The sequence below is a fragment of the Kitasatospora aureofaciens genome (assembly GCF_001188955.3).
Lineage (GTDB): Bacteria > Actinomycetota > Actinomycetes > Streptomycetales > Streptomycetaceae > Kitasatospora > Kitasatospora aureofaciens.
This window is the reverse complement of sequence record NZ_JPRF03000065.1, coordinates 107786-123973: the sequence shown is the minus strand read 5'-3', so window position 1 is coordinate 123973 and position 16188 is coordinate 107786. Positions and strand designations below refer to the sequence as shown.

Here is a 16188-nt window from a genome sequence, read left to right as displayed (position 1 = left end):
ATCGCCGGGCGGGACCACCGTACCGCGCGGCGCCGCGCGATGGATGACACACTTTCGGATCCGGCCGGAATGGGGTAGTGCGGCCGGATCCTCTGCGCCGTGCACGCGAGCCGCCCCGCGCGCCCCGGTCGGGGCGGCGGGGCGGTCGTCGACTCCTGACGAGGGGTCAGCCGTCCAGGCGGACGACCATCTTGCCGGTGTTGACGCCGCGCAGCAGGTCGATGAAGGCCTGGGCGGCGTTCTCGAAGCCGTCCACCACGGTCTCCTCGGTGCGCAGCTCGCCGGACCTCAGCCAGCCGGCCACCTCGGTGACGAACTGCGGCTGCAGGGCGGCGTGGTCGCGCACCAGCATGCCCTCCAGGCGCAGCCGCTTGCCGATCGCCATCGCCAGGTTGCGCGGGGCGGCGGGCGCGGTGGTCTCGTTGTACTGGGCGATCGCGCCGCAGAGCACCGCGCGGCCGTGCACGCCGAGGGCGCCGATCGCGGCCTCCAGGTGGTCGCCGCCGACGTTGTCGAAGTAGAGGTCGATGCCCTCCGGGGCGGCCTTGGCGAGCTGCTCGGCGACCGGGGCGTCCTTGTAGTTGAACGCGGCGTCGAAGCCGTACTCGTCCACCAGCTTGGCGACCTTCTCCGCCGAGCCGGCCGAACCGACCACCAGCGAGGCGCCCTTGAGCTTCGCGATCTGGCCGACCAGCGAACCCACCGCGCCGGCCGCGCCGGAGACGAAGACCTTGTCGCCCTCCTTGAGGCCGCCGACGGCGAGCAGCCCGGCGTAGGCGGTCAGGCCGGGCATGCCGAGCACGCCGAGGTAGGCGGAGAGCGGGGCGGCCTCCGGGTCGACCTTGACCGCGTGCTTCGCGTCCAGGGTGGCGTACTCGCGCCAGCCGAGCCCGTGCAGCACGGCGTCGCCCGGCGCGAAGCCCTCCGCCTCGGAGGCGACCACGTAGCCGACGGCGCCGCCGTCCATGGCCCGGCCGAGCTGGAACGGGGGCACGTACGACTTCACGTCGTTCATCCGGCCGCGCATGTACGGGTCCACCGAGAGGTGGGTGTTGCGGACCAGGATCTCGCCCGGGCCCGGGGTCCGGACCGGGGCCTCGACCAGGGCGAAGTCGGCGGGCACCGGCCAGCCCTGGGGGCGGGCGGCGAGGTGCCATTCACGGGCGGTGGCGGGGGCGGCCTGTTCTGCCATGGAGGTGCTCCTTGGAGGGGGTTGCGGAGGTGAAAGGTTGAGCAACTGAAGTAACGATGGGCATGAAAGGTTCACCTTGTCAACTTTTCAGGTTAGACTCTGGGCCATGGACACTCAGCCGACCGAGGTCGCCACGCCGCAGTCCGACGAGATCACCCGCGAGGTCGTCGACCTGATGGCCAACCTCGTCGCGCTCTTCCACCGCGAGTACGAGGAGGCCGCCGCCGCCCGCTCGCTCACCGGCGCCCAGGCCAAGGTGCTCGCCCTGCTGCGGCGCGGCCCGCTGCCGATGCGGCACATCGCCCAGACGCTCAGCTGCGAGCCCTCCAACATCACCGGCATCGTCGACCGGCTGGAGGCACGCGGCTTCGTCACCCGCGAGGCCGACCGGCAGGACCGCCGGGTCAAGCTGGTCGCCGCCACCGAGACCGGCTCGGCCGCCTCCGAGGAGCTGCGCGAGTCGCTCAACTTCGCCCGCGAGCCGCTCGCCGCGCTCGGCCCGGAGGAGCGGACGATGCTGCGCGACCTGCTCCGACGGATGCTCACCGGCGCCTCCGGTCCGGGGGCGTGACCAGCATCACAGCCCCGCAGGTCGATTCCCCTCCCCTCCGGAGGTAACCGAACAGCCTTCCGGAACGTCTAACGTTCGAACATCGAACGCTGGAAACTGAAGACGGGGGGCACGGAGGATGAGCAGCAGCACGCGCCGTCGCCGCTACCTGCGGACCGCCATCGGCCTGGCCGCCGTTCTGGTGCTGTCGGTGGTGGGGGCCGGAGCCTGGTTCTACCACCGGCTGGACAGCAACATCACGACCTTCTCCGCGGCCGGCGTCGCAACCGAGCGCCCGCCGGCGCCCGTCCCGGCCAGCCCCGGCGCCCAGGTACCGGTCAACGTGCTGCTGCTGGGCTCCGACACCCGGGACGACGGCAACAACTCGCTGGGCGGCGGCGACGAGGGCGTCGGCAACTCGGACACCGCGATCCTGGTGCACGTCTACGCCGACCACAAGCACGCCGTCGGCGTCTCCATCCCCCGCGACACCCTGGTCACCATTCCGTCCTGCAAGCTGGCGGACGGCACCTGGAGCAAGCCGCGCAACGACCAGATGTTCAACTCGGCGTTCAGCCTCGGCGAGCTCCCCAAGGGCAACCCGGCCTGCACCCAGAACACCGTGGAGAAGCTCACCGGGCTGCGCGTCGACCACACCATCGTCGTCGACTTCAAGGGCGCCGCCGCGATGACCGACGCCATCGGCGGCGTGCAGGCCTGCGTGCCCAACGACGTCAACGAGTACGGCATACAGCTCAAGAAGGGGCTGCAGAACCTCTCCGGGAAGTCCGCGGTGGACTACCTGCGGGCGCGCCACGGCATCGGCGACAACTCCGACATAGGCCGGATGAAGCGCCAGCAGGCCTTCCTCTCCTCGATGATCAAGAAGGTCCAGGACCAGGGCTTCTCGCTGCCCACCCTGCTGCCGCTGGCCGACGCCGCCACCAAGTCGCTCACCGTGGACGAGGGGCTCGGCACCGCGATGAAGCTGGTCGACTTCGCCCGTTCCCTGGAGGACATCAAGCTCTCGGACGTCACCTTCGTGACCGCCCCCTGGCGCTTCGCCGGGGACCGGGTGCGGCTGGTCCAGCCGGACGCCGACGACCTGTGGAAGCTGCTGCGCGAGGACCGCACCCTGGACGGGCACAGCACCGCCGGCACCGGCGCGGCCACCGCCTCCGCGTCCGCCTCCGCCTCGCCCAGCGCGAACGCACCGCTCACCCCCGACCAGGCCGCGGCCCCGATCACGGTGGTCAACGGCGTCGGCACCGCCGGACTGGCCGGCTCCGGCGCCGAGACCCTCAAGGGACGCGGCTTCCAGAACGTCGTGCTGGGCGCCAACCAGCCGGGCAAGCAGCACACCGAGGTCTCCTACGACCCGGCCCTGAAGGCCACCGCCGACCAGGTCGCGGCGCTCTTCCCCGGCGCCCGCACGGTCGAGGAAGCCGGCTCGGGCGCCGTCACCGTCACCCTCGGCGCCGACTACCAGGCCGCCGGCACCCAGCTGAACTCGGTCTCCTCCCCCTCGGCGACCCCCGGCGGCGCGCCGACCGCCGCACCGAGCACCGCGCCCAGCGGGGTCCCGACCGGCATAGCGGAGAACACCCGGGGCGCCGACACCGACCCGTGCGCCGACCTGACCTTCGGGTCGTAGCGAGCCCTACTCCGGGTCCGGCAGGCCGGTGACCACGGCCGTCAGGCGGGTGCCGCGCGGGAAGGCGCCCGCCCCGGCCAGGTCGGCCAGTGCGGCGAGCAGTTTGGCGACGTACCGGCGCTCCACCGGGATGCCGTGGCGTCGCTCGAACTCCCCTGCGAAGGCGGCCAGTTCGGGCGGGACCTTGCCGTAACCGCCGCCGTGGTGGCCGTGGTCGATCCGCCAGTTGGCGAACTCGCGCCCGAAGCCGGCCCGGTGCAGCCGGGCGACCTCCGCCTCCAGGTAGCCCTCGCCGCCGCGCAGCACGGCCACCCCGAGCGCCCGCGCGCCCGGCGGCAGGCCCGCCGCGATGCCGGCCAGGGTGCCGCCGGTGCCGACCGGGCAGCAGACCACGTCGCGCCGGTCCAGGTCCGGCAGTTCGGCCGGGATCGCGGCCGCGCCGACCGCCGCCAGGGCGTTGGAGCCGCCCTCCGGGAGCACCAGGCACGGGCCCCAGCGGCGCTGTACTTCCGCACCGTCGCCGTCGCCGGCCCGGCCGGTGGCCTCCCGGTAGGCGGCCCGGGTGAGGAACTCCAGCCGCATCCCGGACTCCTCGGCGGCCCGCAGCGACCAGTTCCGCGGCCGGTCGGCCAGCTCCTCGCCGCGCACCAGCCCGACGCTCTCCAGCCCGAGCGCCCCGGCGGCCGCCGCGACCGCCCGCAGGTGGGTGGAGTAGGCCCCGCCGAAGGTGAGCAGCCGGGTGTGGCCATGCTCGACGGCGACGGCCAGGTTGGGCGCCAGCTTGCGCCACTTGTTGCCCGGGACGCTCGGGTGCAGCAGGTCGTCCCGCTTGAGCCGCAGCTCCACCCCGGCCCGGGCGAAGGCCTCGTCGGTGCAGTCCACCAGCGGGGTCGGCAGCAGGGCGGGTTCGAGCATCCGACCAGCTTAGGGGCCCTGGCTTGTGGCCCTGACCGATGGTCCCGGCCCGTGGCCCTCGCCCGCGGCCCCGGCCCGCGGTCCTGGCCTGCGGCTCTGATGCCTGGCCCCGGACAGCCGGGGGCCCGGCCGCCTGTCCGGCGACCGGGCTCCGCTACCCCGGGACGGGCCGTCACCCCCGTGGACGGCCCGTCACCCCGCGGCCGCACTCTGCGCCGCGTGGCCCGCCATCTGCCAGGCCAGCGCCCTGCCGAGGGCGCGCGGGACCGGCCCGGCGGCGGGAGCCAGCTTCGCGATCCGGGCCCGGTGCTCGCGGCGCTGCCGGGCGCTCAGGACGGAGCGCAGCCGCCCGGCCGCGACCAGGGCGGTCAGCGCCGCGTCGGCCGGGTCGACCCGGCTCAGCGGGCCCTTCAGTGCCCCGGCGACGGCGGCCGCCAGGGCCTCGCGCGCCCCGGGATCGTCCAGGGTGACCAGGGTCACCGGGAACAGCCCGGCCACCCGGTGCGGCCGCAGGGTGATCCGGCCCGCGTCCGCCAGGCCGTCCCGGACCCAGCGGATGGGCTGGTCGCGCCCGGTGCTCCTGGCGCGGCCGACCCAGGTGCTCCAGCTGTGCGGCCGGGACTCCCTGATCCGGCCCAACAGCCGTGCGCTGTACGGGTCGAGGCCGTCCTCGGCGGCCCCGCCGCGGACCCGGGCGACGGCCTTGCGGCCCTCCTCGTAGAGCAGGCCCCGGCGCAGCAGTTCGGTCAGTGCCGCCGCCTGGAGCAGCAGGTTGAGCGAGGAGTGCTGGGTGGTCCGCCCGCGGCGCGGGTCGTGGGCGAGCAGGTAGAGCTTCTCGGGCAGATTGACGGGCAGGTCCATCTCGGTCTCCGAAAGATCTTGACGATCCGGCAGATCTGTTGGGTGGCCCGGCAGGTGCGGTCAGTCCTCTTCGGAACCGCTGCTCCCCCGGTCCTCCTTGGGCGGTCGGCCGCGCCGGGGAAGCCCGGCCGCGCCGCTGGGCATGCGGCCCGCGTCGGTGAGGGCGCGTCGGAGCACGAACTCGATCTGCGCGTTGGTGCTGCGCAGTTCGTCCGAGGCCCACCGGGCCAGCGCGTCGTGAACTGAAGGGTCCAGTCGCAGCAGGAGCTTCTTCCGTTCCGTCGCCAACGCACGCCCTTACTGGTAGAGGGAGCCCGTGTTCACGACGGGCTGGGTGCCCCGGTCGCCGCAGAGCACCACCAGGAGGTTGCTCACCATGGCGGCCTTGCGCTCCTCGTCCAACTCCACCACGTCCCGCTCGGCGAGCCGGTCCAGCGCCTCCTCGACCATACCGACGGCACCCTCGACGATCAGCCGCCGGGCGGCCACCACTGCCCCGGCCTGCTGCCGCTGGAGCATCACCTGGGCGACCTCGGGAGCGTAGGCGAGCCGGGTGATCCGGGACTCGATGACCCGTACGCCCGCCGATGCGACCCGGGCGGCGATCTCGGCGGAGAGCTTGCGGGCGATCTCGTCGGCACCGTCGCGCAGCGACAACTGCCCCTCGTGGTGGGCGTCGTACGGGTAGCTGGTGGCGATGTGCCGTACGGCCGTCTCGGTCTGGATGGCGACGAAGTCGACGTAGTCGTCCACCTCGAACACCGCCATCGCGGTGTCCTCGACCTGCCACACCACCACGGCGGCCATCTCGATCGGGTTGCCGTCCGCGTCGTTGACCTTGGTGGTCTCGGTCTCATGGTTGCGGATCCGGGTGGAGATCCGCCGGCGACTGGTGAACGGGTTCACCCAGGTCAGGCCGGCGGCGCGGATGGTGCCGCGGTAGCGGCCGAGCAGCTGGACCACCCGGGCCTGGCCGGGCGAGATGACCGTCAGCCCGCACAGCAGCAGCAGCGAGCCGAGCACCACCAGCGGCCCGACGACCACCAGCGGAATCCCCACCCCCTTGCTGCCGCCGCTGATCTGGACCCCTCCGGCGATCAGCGCGCCGAACCCGGCGAGCAGGCCGAGCAGCGCGGCGCCGAGCACCGGCAGGCCGGCGGCGCCGGTGATGACCCGCTCGGTGATCTTCGGGGCCGGCAGGTCGATGTCAGGGCCGTCCTCGACGGCGATGTGCGGTGCGGTCACGGGACCGACTCCCCCCAGTGCGATGGATGCCGCGGGTGTGCTTGCGGCTGCTGTCAAAGTGATATCACTTTTTCGCGGCAACGCAACAGGAGGAGCATCGACCGACTCCGCCAACACCGTGGCGACACCGGCGGAGTCGGCGGGCCGTCAGCCGTCCTTCGCGCCGTTCGACGGGGCTTCCGGTTGTCCGGTCCGGCGCGAATGGCGCGGGTGTGCTGCGAGAGGATCCCGGTGGGCCCGTCATCGCCGTCCAGCGGGAAGGCCACATCCACATCTCGACCGCGGCGTCCACGGCGACCCGGGCCGCCACAAGTCGCGCGGTGCGTTCCCGAAGGCTGCGAGCGCCCCGTGCGGTCCCGGTGAATTCCTCAACGCGGGTGAACTTCGGCGCGTCATCGCCACGCAGCGTGCCGGCGCGCGTACAGTCTGTTCTCACCGCGCCGCAAGAACCCGTCGGCCTCAGGGCCGAACGGGGATCAGAAGTGGGGCGGGTGGGACTCGAACCCACGACCAAGGGATTATGAGTCCCCTGCTCTAACCGGCTGAGCTACCGCCCCGGTTGGCCGCGCGCGCCGGTTCCCGGCCACGGCAGCAGCAGACGGCCCCGCGAGGCCGTCCCGGGCAGCATAGCCGGTCGATCACCCGTGGTGCGCGCCGGGGGCGCAGCTGGGTGCCGACTGCGCGCGCCTCTCCGGGCGGCTGGCCCCGGGTGGCGGGCGAGGGGCCGGACAGGGCAGCCTGGGCTGATGACGATGCGTGGGACGGGAGCGGCGGCCGCGGCCCTGGTGCTGGCGCTCGCGGCGGCAAGTTGCACCACCGCGGCGCAGCCCGGCAGCATCGCCCCGACGGTCACCTCGGCACCGCCGACCGACACCGCGAACGGCCACGGCTGGACCAAGAAGCGCTTCCGGGGGGCGGCCGGCCGGCACACCGGGGTCACCCGCACCGCCAAGCCCACCGTGCTCAACGGCCTGGTCGGCGCGGTGTTCACCCGCAACGCCGGCGGCGACCACTTCTGCACCGCCAGCGTGGTGGACAGCGCGGGGCTCAACCTCATCGTCACCGCCGCCCACTGCGTCTGGGACCCGAAGATCGGCCGGCGCAGCGACCTGGTCTTCGTCCCCGGCTACCGCAACGGCGACACCCCGAGCGGCGTGTGGCCGCTGGTGTCCGTCACGGTGGACGACGGTTGGAAGGACCACGCCGACCCGGACGTGGACGTCGCCTTCGCGGTCGTCCAGGCCCAGAACGGGCAGCAGGTGCAGCAGGTGCTCGGTGCCAACAAGCTCGGCGTCAACCGCGGTTACCAGCTCCCGGTGCGGATCACCGGCTACCCGGGCAGCAGTGACGTCCCGATCACCTGCTCCAACACCACCACCGAGCAGAGCGCCACCCAGCTGCGGATCGACTGCCCCGACTACACCGGCGGCACCAGCGGCAGCCCGTGGGTCACCGACTTCGACCCGAGCACCAGGACCGGCACCGTGGTCGGTGTGATCGGCGGCTACCAGGAGGGCGGCGACAGCCCGAACACCTCGTACAGCAGCTACTTCGGCGACCGGGTCCAGGCCCTCTACGACCGGGCCACCGGCTGACGGGGACGGGACGGGCCCCGGTCGAACAGCCGGCGGTGGCGCTGCCGGGCACGGCCTGGTAGATCTTCCTCTCGAACGGCGGAACGCACGGCCCGGATGCCCGCCCCGAGGAACGAGACGGAGCGCCGATGGCCCCCCGCCCGGTGCCGCCCCCGCGTGCGGCCGGAGCGACCGCGCTGGCCGCCCTGCTGCTGGCCTCCGGCACCGCGTGCGGCGGCGGCGCGGACGCGTCGCCGAACGCCGAGGTCGCCCAGCAGAGCCCGGCCCGCGACCGGATCGGCACCCTGTCCGTCCACGGCCCGCAGGGCTCCCGGGCCTGCACCGCGAGCGTGGTGCACAGCCCCGGGCACAACCTGCTGGTCACCGCCGCGCACTGCGTGCAGAACCAGCGGGTCGGCCTGCTGGACGGCCTGGTGTTCACCCCCGGCTACCGCAACGGGTACTCCCCGTACGGGAGTTGGGAGGTGGAGTCGATCACCGTCGATCCGCGCTGGGCCTCGGACGACGACCCCGACTACGACGTGGCCTTCGTCACCGTCCGCCCGGTCGACGGCCGACAGGTCGAGGACGCGGTCGGCGGCAACCCGCTCGGCACCGGCCGGGGCGTCGGACTGGCGGTCTCCGTGACCGGCTACCCCAACGAGAGCGACGAGCCGATCACCTGCTCGGTCCGCACCAAGTCGCAGAGCGCCACCCAGGAACGCTTCGACTGCGGCGGCTACACCGACGGCACCAGCGGCAGCCCGTGGGTGACCGCCGACGGCGCGGTGGTCGGCGTGATCGGCGGCTACCAGGAGGGCGGAGAGACCCCGGGCACCTCGTACAGCGTCGCCTTCGACCAGCGGGTCTCCGACCTCTACCGGAGGGCGACCACCTGAACCCGCGGGCCCCGGGGCGGCGCGCCCCGGAGTGACGCACGCGACACCCTCCCGGGCAACACGAAGGCCCCCCGGTCGTCCGAGGGGCCTTCGCTCTGAGCAGTCACCGGGCGGACCCGGTGCAGCTCCCGCAATTGGACTCGAACCAATAACCTGCCGGTTAACAGCCGGCTGCTCTGCCAATTGAGCTATGCGGGATCGCGGTACTCAACTTCCGTACCACGCACAGGAATCGGGCTCCCGAAGAGCGCTCCTCCTGAGCTCCCCCAATTGGACTCGAACCAATAACCTGCCGATTAACAGTCGGCTGCTCTGCCAATTGAGCTATGGGGGATCGGCTTCCGCCTCGGCCCCCGTCTCCCGGGCTCCTCGGCGCTCGCTGCGGGACATACATTAGCGCACTCGGGGGGGTGGTCCGCCAATCGCTTTCCCCGGCCGCCCCGGACCGCCGGTCCGGCGTGCCCCGCGCGCGCCCCCGACGACACCCGGGGATGCTGGGGAAGGCGGACGGTTCACCGTCCCGAGCAACGGGTAGGGCAATGCGGCAGAAGGCCGCCAGGAGAGGGTGGGTCCGATCATGTGGAAGCTGTCGTTGGCTGTGGGTTTCGCGGCCGGCTACGTCCTCGGCTCGCGGGCCGGGCGCCAGCGCTACGAACAGATCAGCAAGGTCACCCGGCAGATCGCCCGGAACCCCGCGGTCCAGGGAGCGGCCGACCGGGCGCGGCAGCAGGCCGGCGCGGTGGCCGGGAAGGCGGCCGGCGCCGTCGCGGACCGGGTCGGGGACCGACTGCCGAACGCGGTCACCGACCGGGTGCCGTACTTCAGCCGGTCCCGGACGGAGGACGACGGCTGGGGTACCTTCCGCCCGTGACGGGGCGGTGAGGCCAGAGCAAAGGAGACCCCAACGCGGGGTCCCGAACCGGCAACGGCTCACCCGGCCCGGACGCGTACCGGGCCGGGCTGAGGCATGATCTCGACATGGCCATCGTCGCGGGGATAGACAGCTCGACCAACCGCACCAGGATCGTCGCGTGCGACACCGACACCGGCGCCGTCCTCCGCTCCGGCAAGGCGCCGCACCCCGTCCCCGAGGACCAGGGCCTCCGCCCCGGCGAGACCGACCCGCAGGTCTGGCTGCACTCGCTCGGCGACGCCGCGGCCGGCGGCCTGCTGGAGGGCGTCCGGGCGATCGGCGTCAGCGCGCAGCAGCACGGCATGATCGGCCTCGACGCGGGCGGGGTGCTGGTCCGGCCCGCGATCCTGTGGAACGACCCGCGCTCCGGCGGCGCCGCCGCCAAGCTGCTGGACGCCCTCGGCGGACCGGCCGCCTGGACCGCCGCGATCGGCGCGGTGCCCAGCCCGACGTACACCATCGCCAAGCTGCGCTGGCTGGCCGAGTTCGAGCCCGTCAACGCCCGCCGGGTCGCCGAGGTGCTGCTGCCGCACGACTGGCTGGTGTGGCAGCTGCTCGGCCACCCCAAGCGCCGCACCACCGACCGCGGTGACGCCTCCGGCACCGGCTACTGGTCCCCGATCACCGGCGAGTACCGGCAGGACCTGGTCGAGCTTGCGCTCGGCCACGAGCTCAGGCTGCCGGACGTGCTCGGCCCCGCCGAACCCGCCGGGCACACCCCCGAAGGCCTGCTGATCTCGGCCGGCACCGGCGACAACATGGCCGCCGCCCTGGGCCTCGGCCTCCGCCCGGGCGACGCGGTGGTCTCGCTTGGCAGCGCCGGGACGATCTTCGCGGTGCACGAGAAGGCCGTGGTGGACGCCTCCGGCCTGGTCTCCTCCTTCGCCGACGCGAGCGGCCGCCACCTGCCGATGGTCGCCACCCTCAACGCCGCCCAGGTGCTGCGCTCCACCGCCGCCCTGCTGGGCACGGACCTGGACGGCCTGAGCGACCTCGCCCTGCACTCCTCCCCCGGCGCCTACGGCCTGGTGCTGCTCCCCTACCTGGACGGCGAGCGCACCCCCGCGCTGCCGCACGCCGCCGGCACCCTGACCGGTCTGCGGGCCGAGGCGATGACCCCTCAGCACCTGGCCAGGGCCGCCGTCGAGGGCATGCTGTGCAACACCGCCGACGCTCTGGACGTGCTGCGCGCCCAGGGCGTCGAGATCAAGCGGGTGTTCCTGCTCGGCGCGGCCGGCCGGCTGCCGGCCGTACGGCACGCCGCCCCGATGCTGTTCGGCGTCCCGGTCGTGGTGCCCCCGCGGCGCCCACGCCGCCCGCGGCGCCGCCCGGCAGGCCGCCTGGGCGCTGGCGGGCACCGCGGAGCCGCCGGAGTGGGAGCTGCCGGATGCCGAGACGGTCGAACCCGGCGGCGAGCAGGACCTGGCGATCGGTTCGGCGGTGCGCCAGCAGTACCGCGCCGCCCGGGACCAGGTCCACCCGGAGGCGGCCTCCGCGTAGCGGGCCGCCGACGGCCGGAAGGCCGTAGGGCGGCCCGGAAATGCCGCGGCGGGAGGGCGCAGAGGAAGCGCCCTCCCGCCGAGTGGTCCCGGTCGGTCGGGGCAGCCTCCCCCCGCGAGGCTGCCCCGACCGGTGGGGGTGTCCGGGACCTCGTGTCGGGCCGGCACGGCCGAACCGGCCGGGCCCGAACGAAGCGGCCGGGGCGGCGGAACGCACCGGCGAGAAGAACTCTGCACGACGGACAGGTGACTGGTCGACGGTTCGGGGGGTTGTGAGACACTTCCGTCCGTCCCAACGCCATGACCTGGAGTTTGGGACGCCGGGCCGCTGGGGTTGGAGAAGGGGAGACACCGAACGGCCGGACCGGGCGCGCGCACCCTCCCGCCCCGTCCACCGTCGTCCCGTCTCGCGAGTCATGGAGGGTCGAGTATTGGCTTCCGCCTGGAAGGACCTGCCCGAGGAGCTGTCAGAGCCCGCACGGCTGCTGGCGGAGGAACTCCGGACGATCAAGGACACCGCCGGACTCTCGCTGTCCGAGCTGGCCGGCCGCACCCACTACAGCCGAGCCTCCTGGGAGCGCTGGCTGAACGGCAAGCGGGTGGTCACCGAGCAGGCGCTGGAGGCGCTGATCAGGGCGGTGGACTGCGACGCGGCGGCGCTGCGGCGGCTGTGGCGGCGGGCGACGGAACGCACCCCCGAGGTGGCCGGCGCCGAGGTGGCCGGCGCCGAGGTGGCCGACGCGGAAGTGGCCCACGCCGAGGAGCCCACCACTGACGAGCCCACTGCTGAGACCGTCGAAGGACCGTCGGCCCGGACGGCGGCCGAGCCCGCCGGTGAACCGGTGCCGACGGCCGAGGAGGCTCCCGAGGCCGCTGTCGCGTGGTGGCGGCGCCCGGCGGCGCTGGTCTCCGGAGCGGTGCTGCTGGGGCTGCTGCTGGTGCTGGTCGGCCTGCGGGTCAGCCGGCACGACGACCAGGCCTCGGCGGCCGACGCACCGGCCGCGACCGCCACCCCGGCCACCGCCAAGCCCGCCCCCTCCGACCCGCCCTGCCGGGCCGTCGGCTGCGCCCACAAGGACCCCAAGACCACCGGCTGCGGCAAGGACGCCCGGACGCTGCAGACCCAGGTGATCGGCAAGGTCGTCGTCTACCTCCGGTACAGCCGGACCTGCCAGGCCGCCTGGGCGGCGATCACCGAGGGCGAGCCCAAGGACTACGCGGTGATCACCGACAGCACCGGGGACAGCGAGACCGCGATGATCCACTGGGGCTACGACAACTACTCGGCGATGCTCAACGCGGCCGACCCCTCGGTCGGCTTCCAGGTCTGCGGCTCCCAGCCCGCCGGTCACGACTGCACCTCGACCGTCACCGACCTGGCCTCGGTGGTGGCCTCCACCCCGATCCCGATCGGCCCCGCCTCTCCTCCCCCGGGCGCCGGGGCCGGGGCGGCGACGCCGAGCGACTCGGCCCCGCCGTCGCAGGCTCCGCCCACCGATCAGCCGTCACCCAGCCCGTCGGCCCCGTGAATCCCCTCTAGTCGAGGTAGCCGCGCAGCTGGGCGGAGTAGGCGTGGTCGCGCAGCTTGACCAGCGTCTTGGACTCGATCTGACGGATCCGCTCCCTCGTCACGCCGAACACCGCGCCGATCTCCTCCAGGGTGCGCGGGCGGCCGTCGTCCAGGCCGTAGCGGAGCTGGACGACCTGGCGCTCGCGCTCGCCCAGGGTGGCCAGCACCGCGTCCAGGTGCTGGCGCAGCAGCAGCAAGGTCGCGGACTCGGCGGGCGAGGCGGCGTCGGCGTCCTCGATCAGGTCGCCGAGCGCGACGTCGTCCTCCTCACCGACCGGGGTGTGCAGCGAGATCGGCTCCTGGGCCAGCCGGAGCAGTTCGCGCACCCGCACCTCGGTGAGTTCCAGGGCGGTGGCGATGTCGGCCGGGGTCGGTTCCAGGCCGCGTTCCTGCAGCAGGGTGCGCTGCACCCGGACCACCCGGTTGATCAGCTCGACCACGTGCACCGGCACCCGGATCGTCCGGGCCTGGTCGGCCAGCGCCCGGCTCATCGCCTGCCGGATCCACCAGGTCGCGTACGTCGAGAACTTGTAGCCGCGGGCGTAGTCGAACTTCTCCACCGCCCGGATCAGGCCGAGGTTGCCCTCCTGGACCAGGTCGAGCAGGGTCAGTCCGCGGCCGACGTAGCGCTTTGCGATGGACACCACCAGCCGCAGGTTCGCCTCGATCAGTCGGCGCTTGGCGGTCCGGCCGAGGACCACCAGGGTGTCCAGCTCCCGGGCCAGCGGGTCGGACGGCGGTGGATCACCGTCCAGCCGCTCCTCGGCGAACAGGCCTGCCTCGATCCGGCGGGCCAGCTCGACCTCCTCGGCGGCGGTGAGGAGCCGGATCCGGCCGATCTCGCGCAGGTACTGGCGCAGCAGGTCGGCTGCCGGGCCATCGCCCCCGGCGGGTTCGGGCGGTCCGTCGCCGCCGTCATCGGCCTCCGGCTCGACGTCCGGCTCGGCCGCATGCTCCGGCTCCGGCTCGGGCGCATGCTCGGCCTCGGGGTCGGTCTCCGGTCCCCGGCTGTCGGGGTGGCCCTCCGGCAGCCCCTGGGCGGGGATCCGCGCGCCGCCCGGCGACGCGGCCCCGGCCCGGCCGTGGTCCGTCTCCTGCTCCCGGGCCGGCGGTCCGGTGGGATCGGTTCGTCTGGTGGCGGTGGTCGCTGCGGCAAGGCCTCGGTCCACGGGCATCCCCTCGGGGCGGGCGCGACTCTGGTGGACCCGCGTTGTACGGAGGTGGGACGCCCTCCAGTGTGCGGTACGCCACGCTCCGTGGCCGAGACTCGTGCGCCGACTTTCTGCGCAGGACTTCCAGGGCTCCCCGGGCCCACCGGGGCTACAGCGCCGCCGCGCCCCGGCTGCGGAGCTGCTGCCCGTACTGCTGGAGCTGCCACAGCTCGGTCTGCACCGCGTGCAGCTGCTCCGCGTCGGCCCGGGGGCCGAGCCGCTGGAGGTAGCCGCGGACCTCGGCGATCCGGCGGTCGACGGCCAACAGGCGCAGCTTCACCAGGAACTCGCCCGCGTAGACCGCGTCCGCCTTGCGGAGCGAGCGCACCGGCTCGACGGTCAGCTCGGTCACCAGCGAGCGCACCTGGTCGTCCGGGGCCGCCTCGCGCACCGCGCTGGTGAAGTCGGGCAGGGTCGCCCCGTACGCGGCGCCGCCGGCCTTGGCGATGGCCTGCCGGACGACGGTGTACGGCGGGGTCGGGAACTCGTCGTCGCCGTAGTGGTCGAAGGCCGGGCTGACCAGGTCCGGGTACTGGAGCGCCAGCTTGAGCAGCTCGCGCTCGACGAACTGGGCCGGGTCGCGCGGGTTGAGCCGGAACGCGGGCTGGGCGGGGCGGGCCGCCGCGACGGGCTGCTCGGTGCGCCGCTGCTGGCCGTTGCCGCGGGGGCTCTGCTGCTTCTCCCGCTCCCAGCGGGCCAGCTGGGAGATCCGGCGGACCACGAACTGCTCGTCGCCGGGGTTGACGCCGAGCATGCCGGCCAGCCGGATCGCGTAGCCGTGCCGGATCGACGGGTCCTTGATCTTGGCGACGATCAGGGCCGCCTCCTCCATGGCCGCGGCCTGCCCCTCGGGCGTCTCGACCCGGTGCTTGGAGACCGCCGTGTTCAGCGCGAACTCGAACAGCGGGACCGGGTTGTCGATCAGCTGCCGGACCGCCTCGTCGCCCTGGGCCAGGCGCAGCTCGCACGGGTCCATGCCGCCCGGGCTAACCGCGATGGAGGTCTTGGCGGCGAACTTCTGGTCGTCCTCGAAGGCGCGCAGCGCGGCCTTCTGGCCGGCCGCGTCGCCGTCGAAGGTGAAGACCGTCTCGCCCCGGTACTGGGAGGTGTCCATCAGCAGCCGGCGGATGATCTTGATGTGGTCCTCGGCGAAGGCGGTGCCGCAGGTGGCCACCGCCGAGGTGACCCCGGCCAGGTGGCAGGCCATCACGTCGGTGTAGCCCTCGACCACCACCGCGCGGCCCGACCTGGCGATCTCCTTCTTCGCCAGGTCGATCCCGTACAGCACGTGGGACTTCTTGTAGATGGGCGTCTCGGGGGTGTTCAGGTACTTCGGGCCGTTGTCGTCCTCGCGCAGCCGGCGGGCGCCGAAGCCGACCACCTCGCCCGCGATGTCCCGGATCGGCCAGACCAGCCGGCCCCGGAAGCGGTCGATCAGGCCACCGCGCTGGCCCTGCGAGGCCAGGCCGCCCTGGAGGATCTCCTTGTCGGTGAAGCCCTTGCCGCGCAGGAAGCGGACCAGGTGCTCCCACCCCGCGGGGGCGTAGCCGACGCCGAAGGTCTTGGCGGCCTCCTCGTCGAAGCCGCGCTCCGCCAGGAACCGGCGGCCGATCTCCGCCTCCGGCGAGGCCAGCTGCTCCTGGTACCAGGCCGCCGCCACCTTGTGCGCCTCGACCAGGCGGGTGCGCTCGCCCTGCTGGTGGCGGGGGCTGTAGCCGCCCTCCTCGTAGCGCAGGGTGATGCCGGCCTGGGCGGCCATCCGCTCGACGGCCTCGGCGAAGGTGAAGTGCTCGATCTTCATCAGGAAGGCGATGGTGTCGCCGTTCTCCTGGCAGCCGAAGCAGTGGAAGACGCCCTTGGCCGGGTTGACGTAGAAGGAGGCGGACTTCTCGTCGTGGAAGGGGCAGACGCCCTTGTACTCGCCGCCGCCACCGTTGGTGAGCTGTACGTAGTCGCCGACCACCGCGTCGATCGGCAGTGCGCTGCGCACCGCCTGTACGTCTTCGTCCCTGATCCGCCCGGCCACCCCGGAAGTCTACTGGGGCGGCCGGGGTTTCGAGCCGGCCGTCCGGGCCGGGGTCCGGGGCCGGGGTCCGGCCCGCGGG

13 protein-coding genes, 3 tRNA genes and 1 pseudogene are annotated in these 16188 nt (G+C 73.6%); 7 read left to right on the top strand and 10 right to left on the bottom strand.

The genetic code is table 11. The features are described 5' to 3' along the window. Positions 1–166 precede the first annotated feature (166 nt). Positions 167–1192: an NADP-dependent oxidoreductase gene (locus tag HS99_RS33655; RefSeq protein WP_030553431.1), complete on the bottom strand. Its 1026-nt coding sequence runs from the start codon at positions 1190–1192 to the stop codon at positions 167–169. A 106-nt stretch (positions 1193–1298) separates the two neighbouring features. Here HS99_RS33655 and HS99_RS33650 point away from each other — a divergent pair, with 106 nt between their 5' ends. Next, on the top strand, positions 1299–1763 hold the full coding sequence (locus HS99_RS33650; RefSeq protein ID WP_030287583.1) for a MarR family winged helix-turn-helix transcriptional regulator: 465 nt from the start codon (positions 1299–1301) through the stop codon (positions 1761–1763). A 118-nt stretch (positions 1764–1881) separates the two neighbouring features. Continuing rightward, positions 1882–3396 (top strand): LCP family protein, encoded by a 1515-nt coding sequence (locus HS99_RS33645; RefSeq protein ID WP_030553434.1) that lies wholly within the window; start codon positions 1882–1884, stop codon positions 3394–3396. A gap of 6 nt (positions 3397–3402) precedes the next feature. On the opposite strand, the gene HS99_RS33640 is transcribed toward HS99_RS33645, so the two are convergent. The 5 genes from HS99_RS33640 to HS99_RS33620 form a co-directional block, all read right to left on the bottom strand. Continuing rightward, complete coding sequence (locus HS99_RS33640) at positions 3403–4311, bottom strand: 1-aminocyclopropane-1-carboxylate deaminase/D-cysteine desulfhydrase (protein WP_030553436.1); 909 nt, start codon at positions 4309–4311, stop codon at positions 3403–3405. 192 nt (positions 4312–4503) lie between these two features. Further along, positions 4504–5172, bottom strand: a complete 669-nt coding sequence (locus HS99_RS33635; RefSeq protein WP_030287588.1) for a GOLPH3/VPS74 family protein — start codon at positions 5170–5172, stop codon at positions 4504–4506. A gap of 60 nt (positions 5173–5232) precedes the next feature. Beyond that, positions 5233–5460 carry a type II toxin-antitoxin system antitoxin gene (locus HS99_RS33630; protein WP_030287590.1) on the bottom strand — a complete coding sequence of 76 codons (228 nt, stop codon included), beginning with the start codon at positions 5458–5460 and terminating at the stop codon, positions 5233–5235. Between the two features lie 9 nt (positions 5461–5469). Further along, positions 5470–6417, bottom strand: a complete 948-nt coding sequence (locus tag HS99_RS33625; RefSeq protein WP_197697996.1) for an SPFH domain-containing protein — start codon at positions 6415–6417, stop codon at positions 5470–5472. 483 nt (positions 6418–6900) lie between these two features. Beyond that, positions 6901–6974: transfer RNA gene (locus tag HS99_RS33620), tRNA-Ile, on the bottom strand. A 189-nt stretch (positions 6975–7163) separates the two neighbouring features. On the opposite strand from HS99_RS33620, the gene HS99_RS33615 reads away from it, so the two are divergent. Then, positions 7164–8012: a trypsin-like serine peptidase gene (locus HS99_RS33615; RefSeq protein WP_107059946.1), complete on the top strand. Its 849-nt coding sequence runs from the start codon at positions 7164–7166 to the stop codon at positions 8010–8012. Positions 8013–8140: 128 nt separating this feature from the next. Further along, positions 8141–8890 carry a trypsin-like serine peptidase gene (locus tag HS99_RS33610; RefSeq protein ID WP_050366802.1) on the top strand — a complete coding sequence of 250 codons (750 nt, stop codon included), beginning with the start codon at positions 8141–8143 and terminating at the stop codon, positions 8888–8890. 125 nt (positions 8891–9015) lie between these two features. Here HS99_RS33610 and HS99_RS33605 read toward each other — a convergent pair. Beyond that, a tRNA-Asn gene (locus HS99_RS33605) sits at positions 9016–9088 on the bottom strand. Positions 9089–9151: 63 nt separating this feature from the next. Next, positions 9152–9224, bottom strand: a tRNA-Asn gene (locus HS99_RS33600). Between the two features lie 240 nt (positions 9225–9464). On the opposite strand from HS99_RS33600, the gene HS99_RS33595 reads away from it, so the two are divergent. The 3 genes and pseudogenes from HS99_RS33595 to HS99_RS33585 all read left to right on the top strand — a co-directional run bounded on the left by HS99_RS33595 (position 9465) and on the right by HS99_RS33585 (position 12831). Next, positions 9465–9761 carry a hypothetical protein gene (locus HS99_RS33595; protein WP_033349027.1) on the top strand — a complete coding sequence of 99 codons (297 nt, stop codon included), beginning with the start codon at positions 9465–9467 and terminating at the stop codon, positions 9759–9761. Positions 9762–9868: 107 nt separating this feature from the next. Further along, positions 9869–11303: pseudogene (locus HS99_RS33590) on the top strand (FGGY family carbohydrate kinase). Positions 11304–11733: 430 nt separating this feature from the next. Continuing rightward, positions 11734–12831 carry a helix-turn-helix domain-containing protein gene (locus HS99_RS33585; RefSeq protein WP_030553440.1) on the top strand — a complete coding sequence of 366 codons (1098 nt, stop codon included), beginning with the start codon at positions 11734–11736 and terminating at the stop codon, positions 12829–12831. Positions 12832–12838: 7 nt separating this feature from the next. Here the strand turns inward: HS99_RS33585 and HS99_RS33580 are convergent, their stop codons facing one another. Both HS99_RS33580 and dnaG read right to left on the bottom strand, forming a co-directional pair. Continuing rightward, positions 12839–14047 carry an RNA polymerase sigma factor gene (locus HS99_RS33580; RefSeq protein WP_078867500.1) on the bottom strand — a complete coding sequence of 403 codons (1209 nt, stop codon included), beginning with the start codon at positions 14045–14047 and terminating at the stop codon, positions 12839–12841. A 145-nt stretch (positions 14048–14192) separates the two neighbouring features. After that, the gene (gene dnaG / locus HS99_RS33575) at positions 14193–16109 is read right to left on the bottom strand and encodes a DNA primase (protein WP_030553442.1); all 1917 of its coding nucleotides are present in this window, start codon (positions 16107–16109) and stop codon (positions 14193–14195) included. Between the last annotated feature and the right edge of the window lie 79 nt (positions 16110–16188).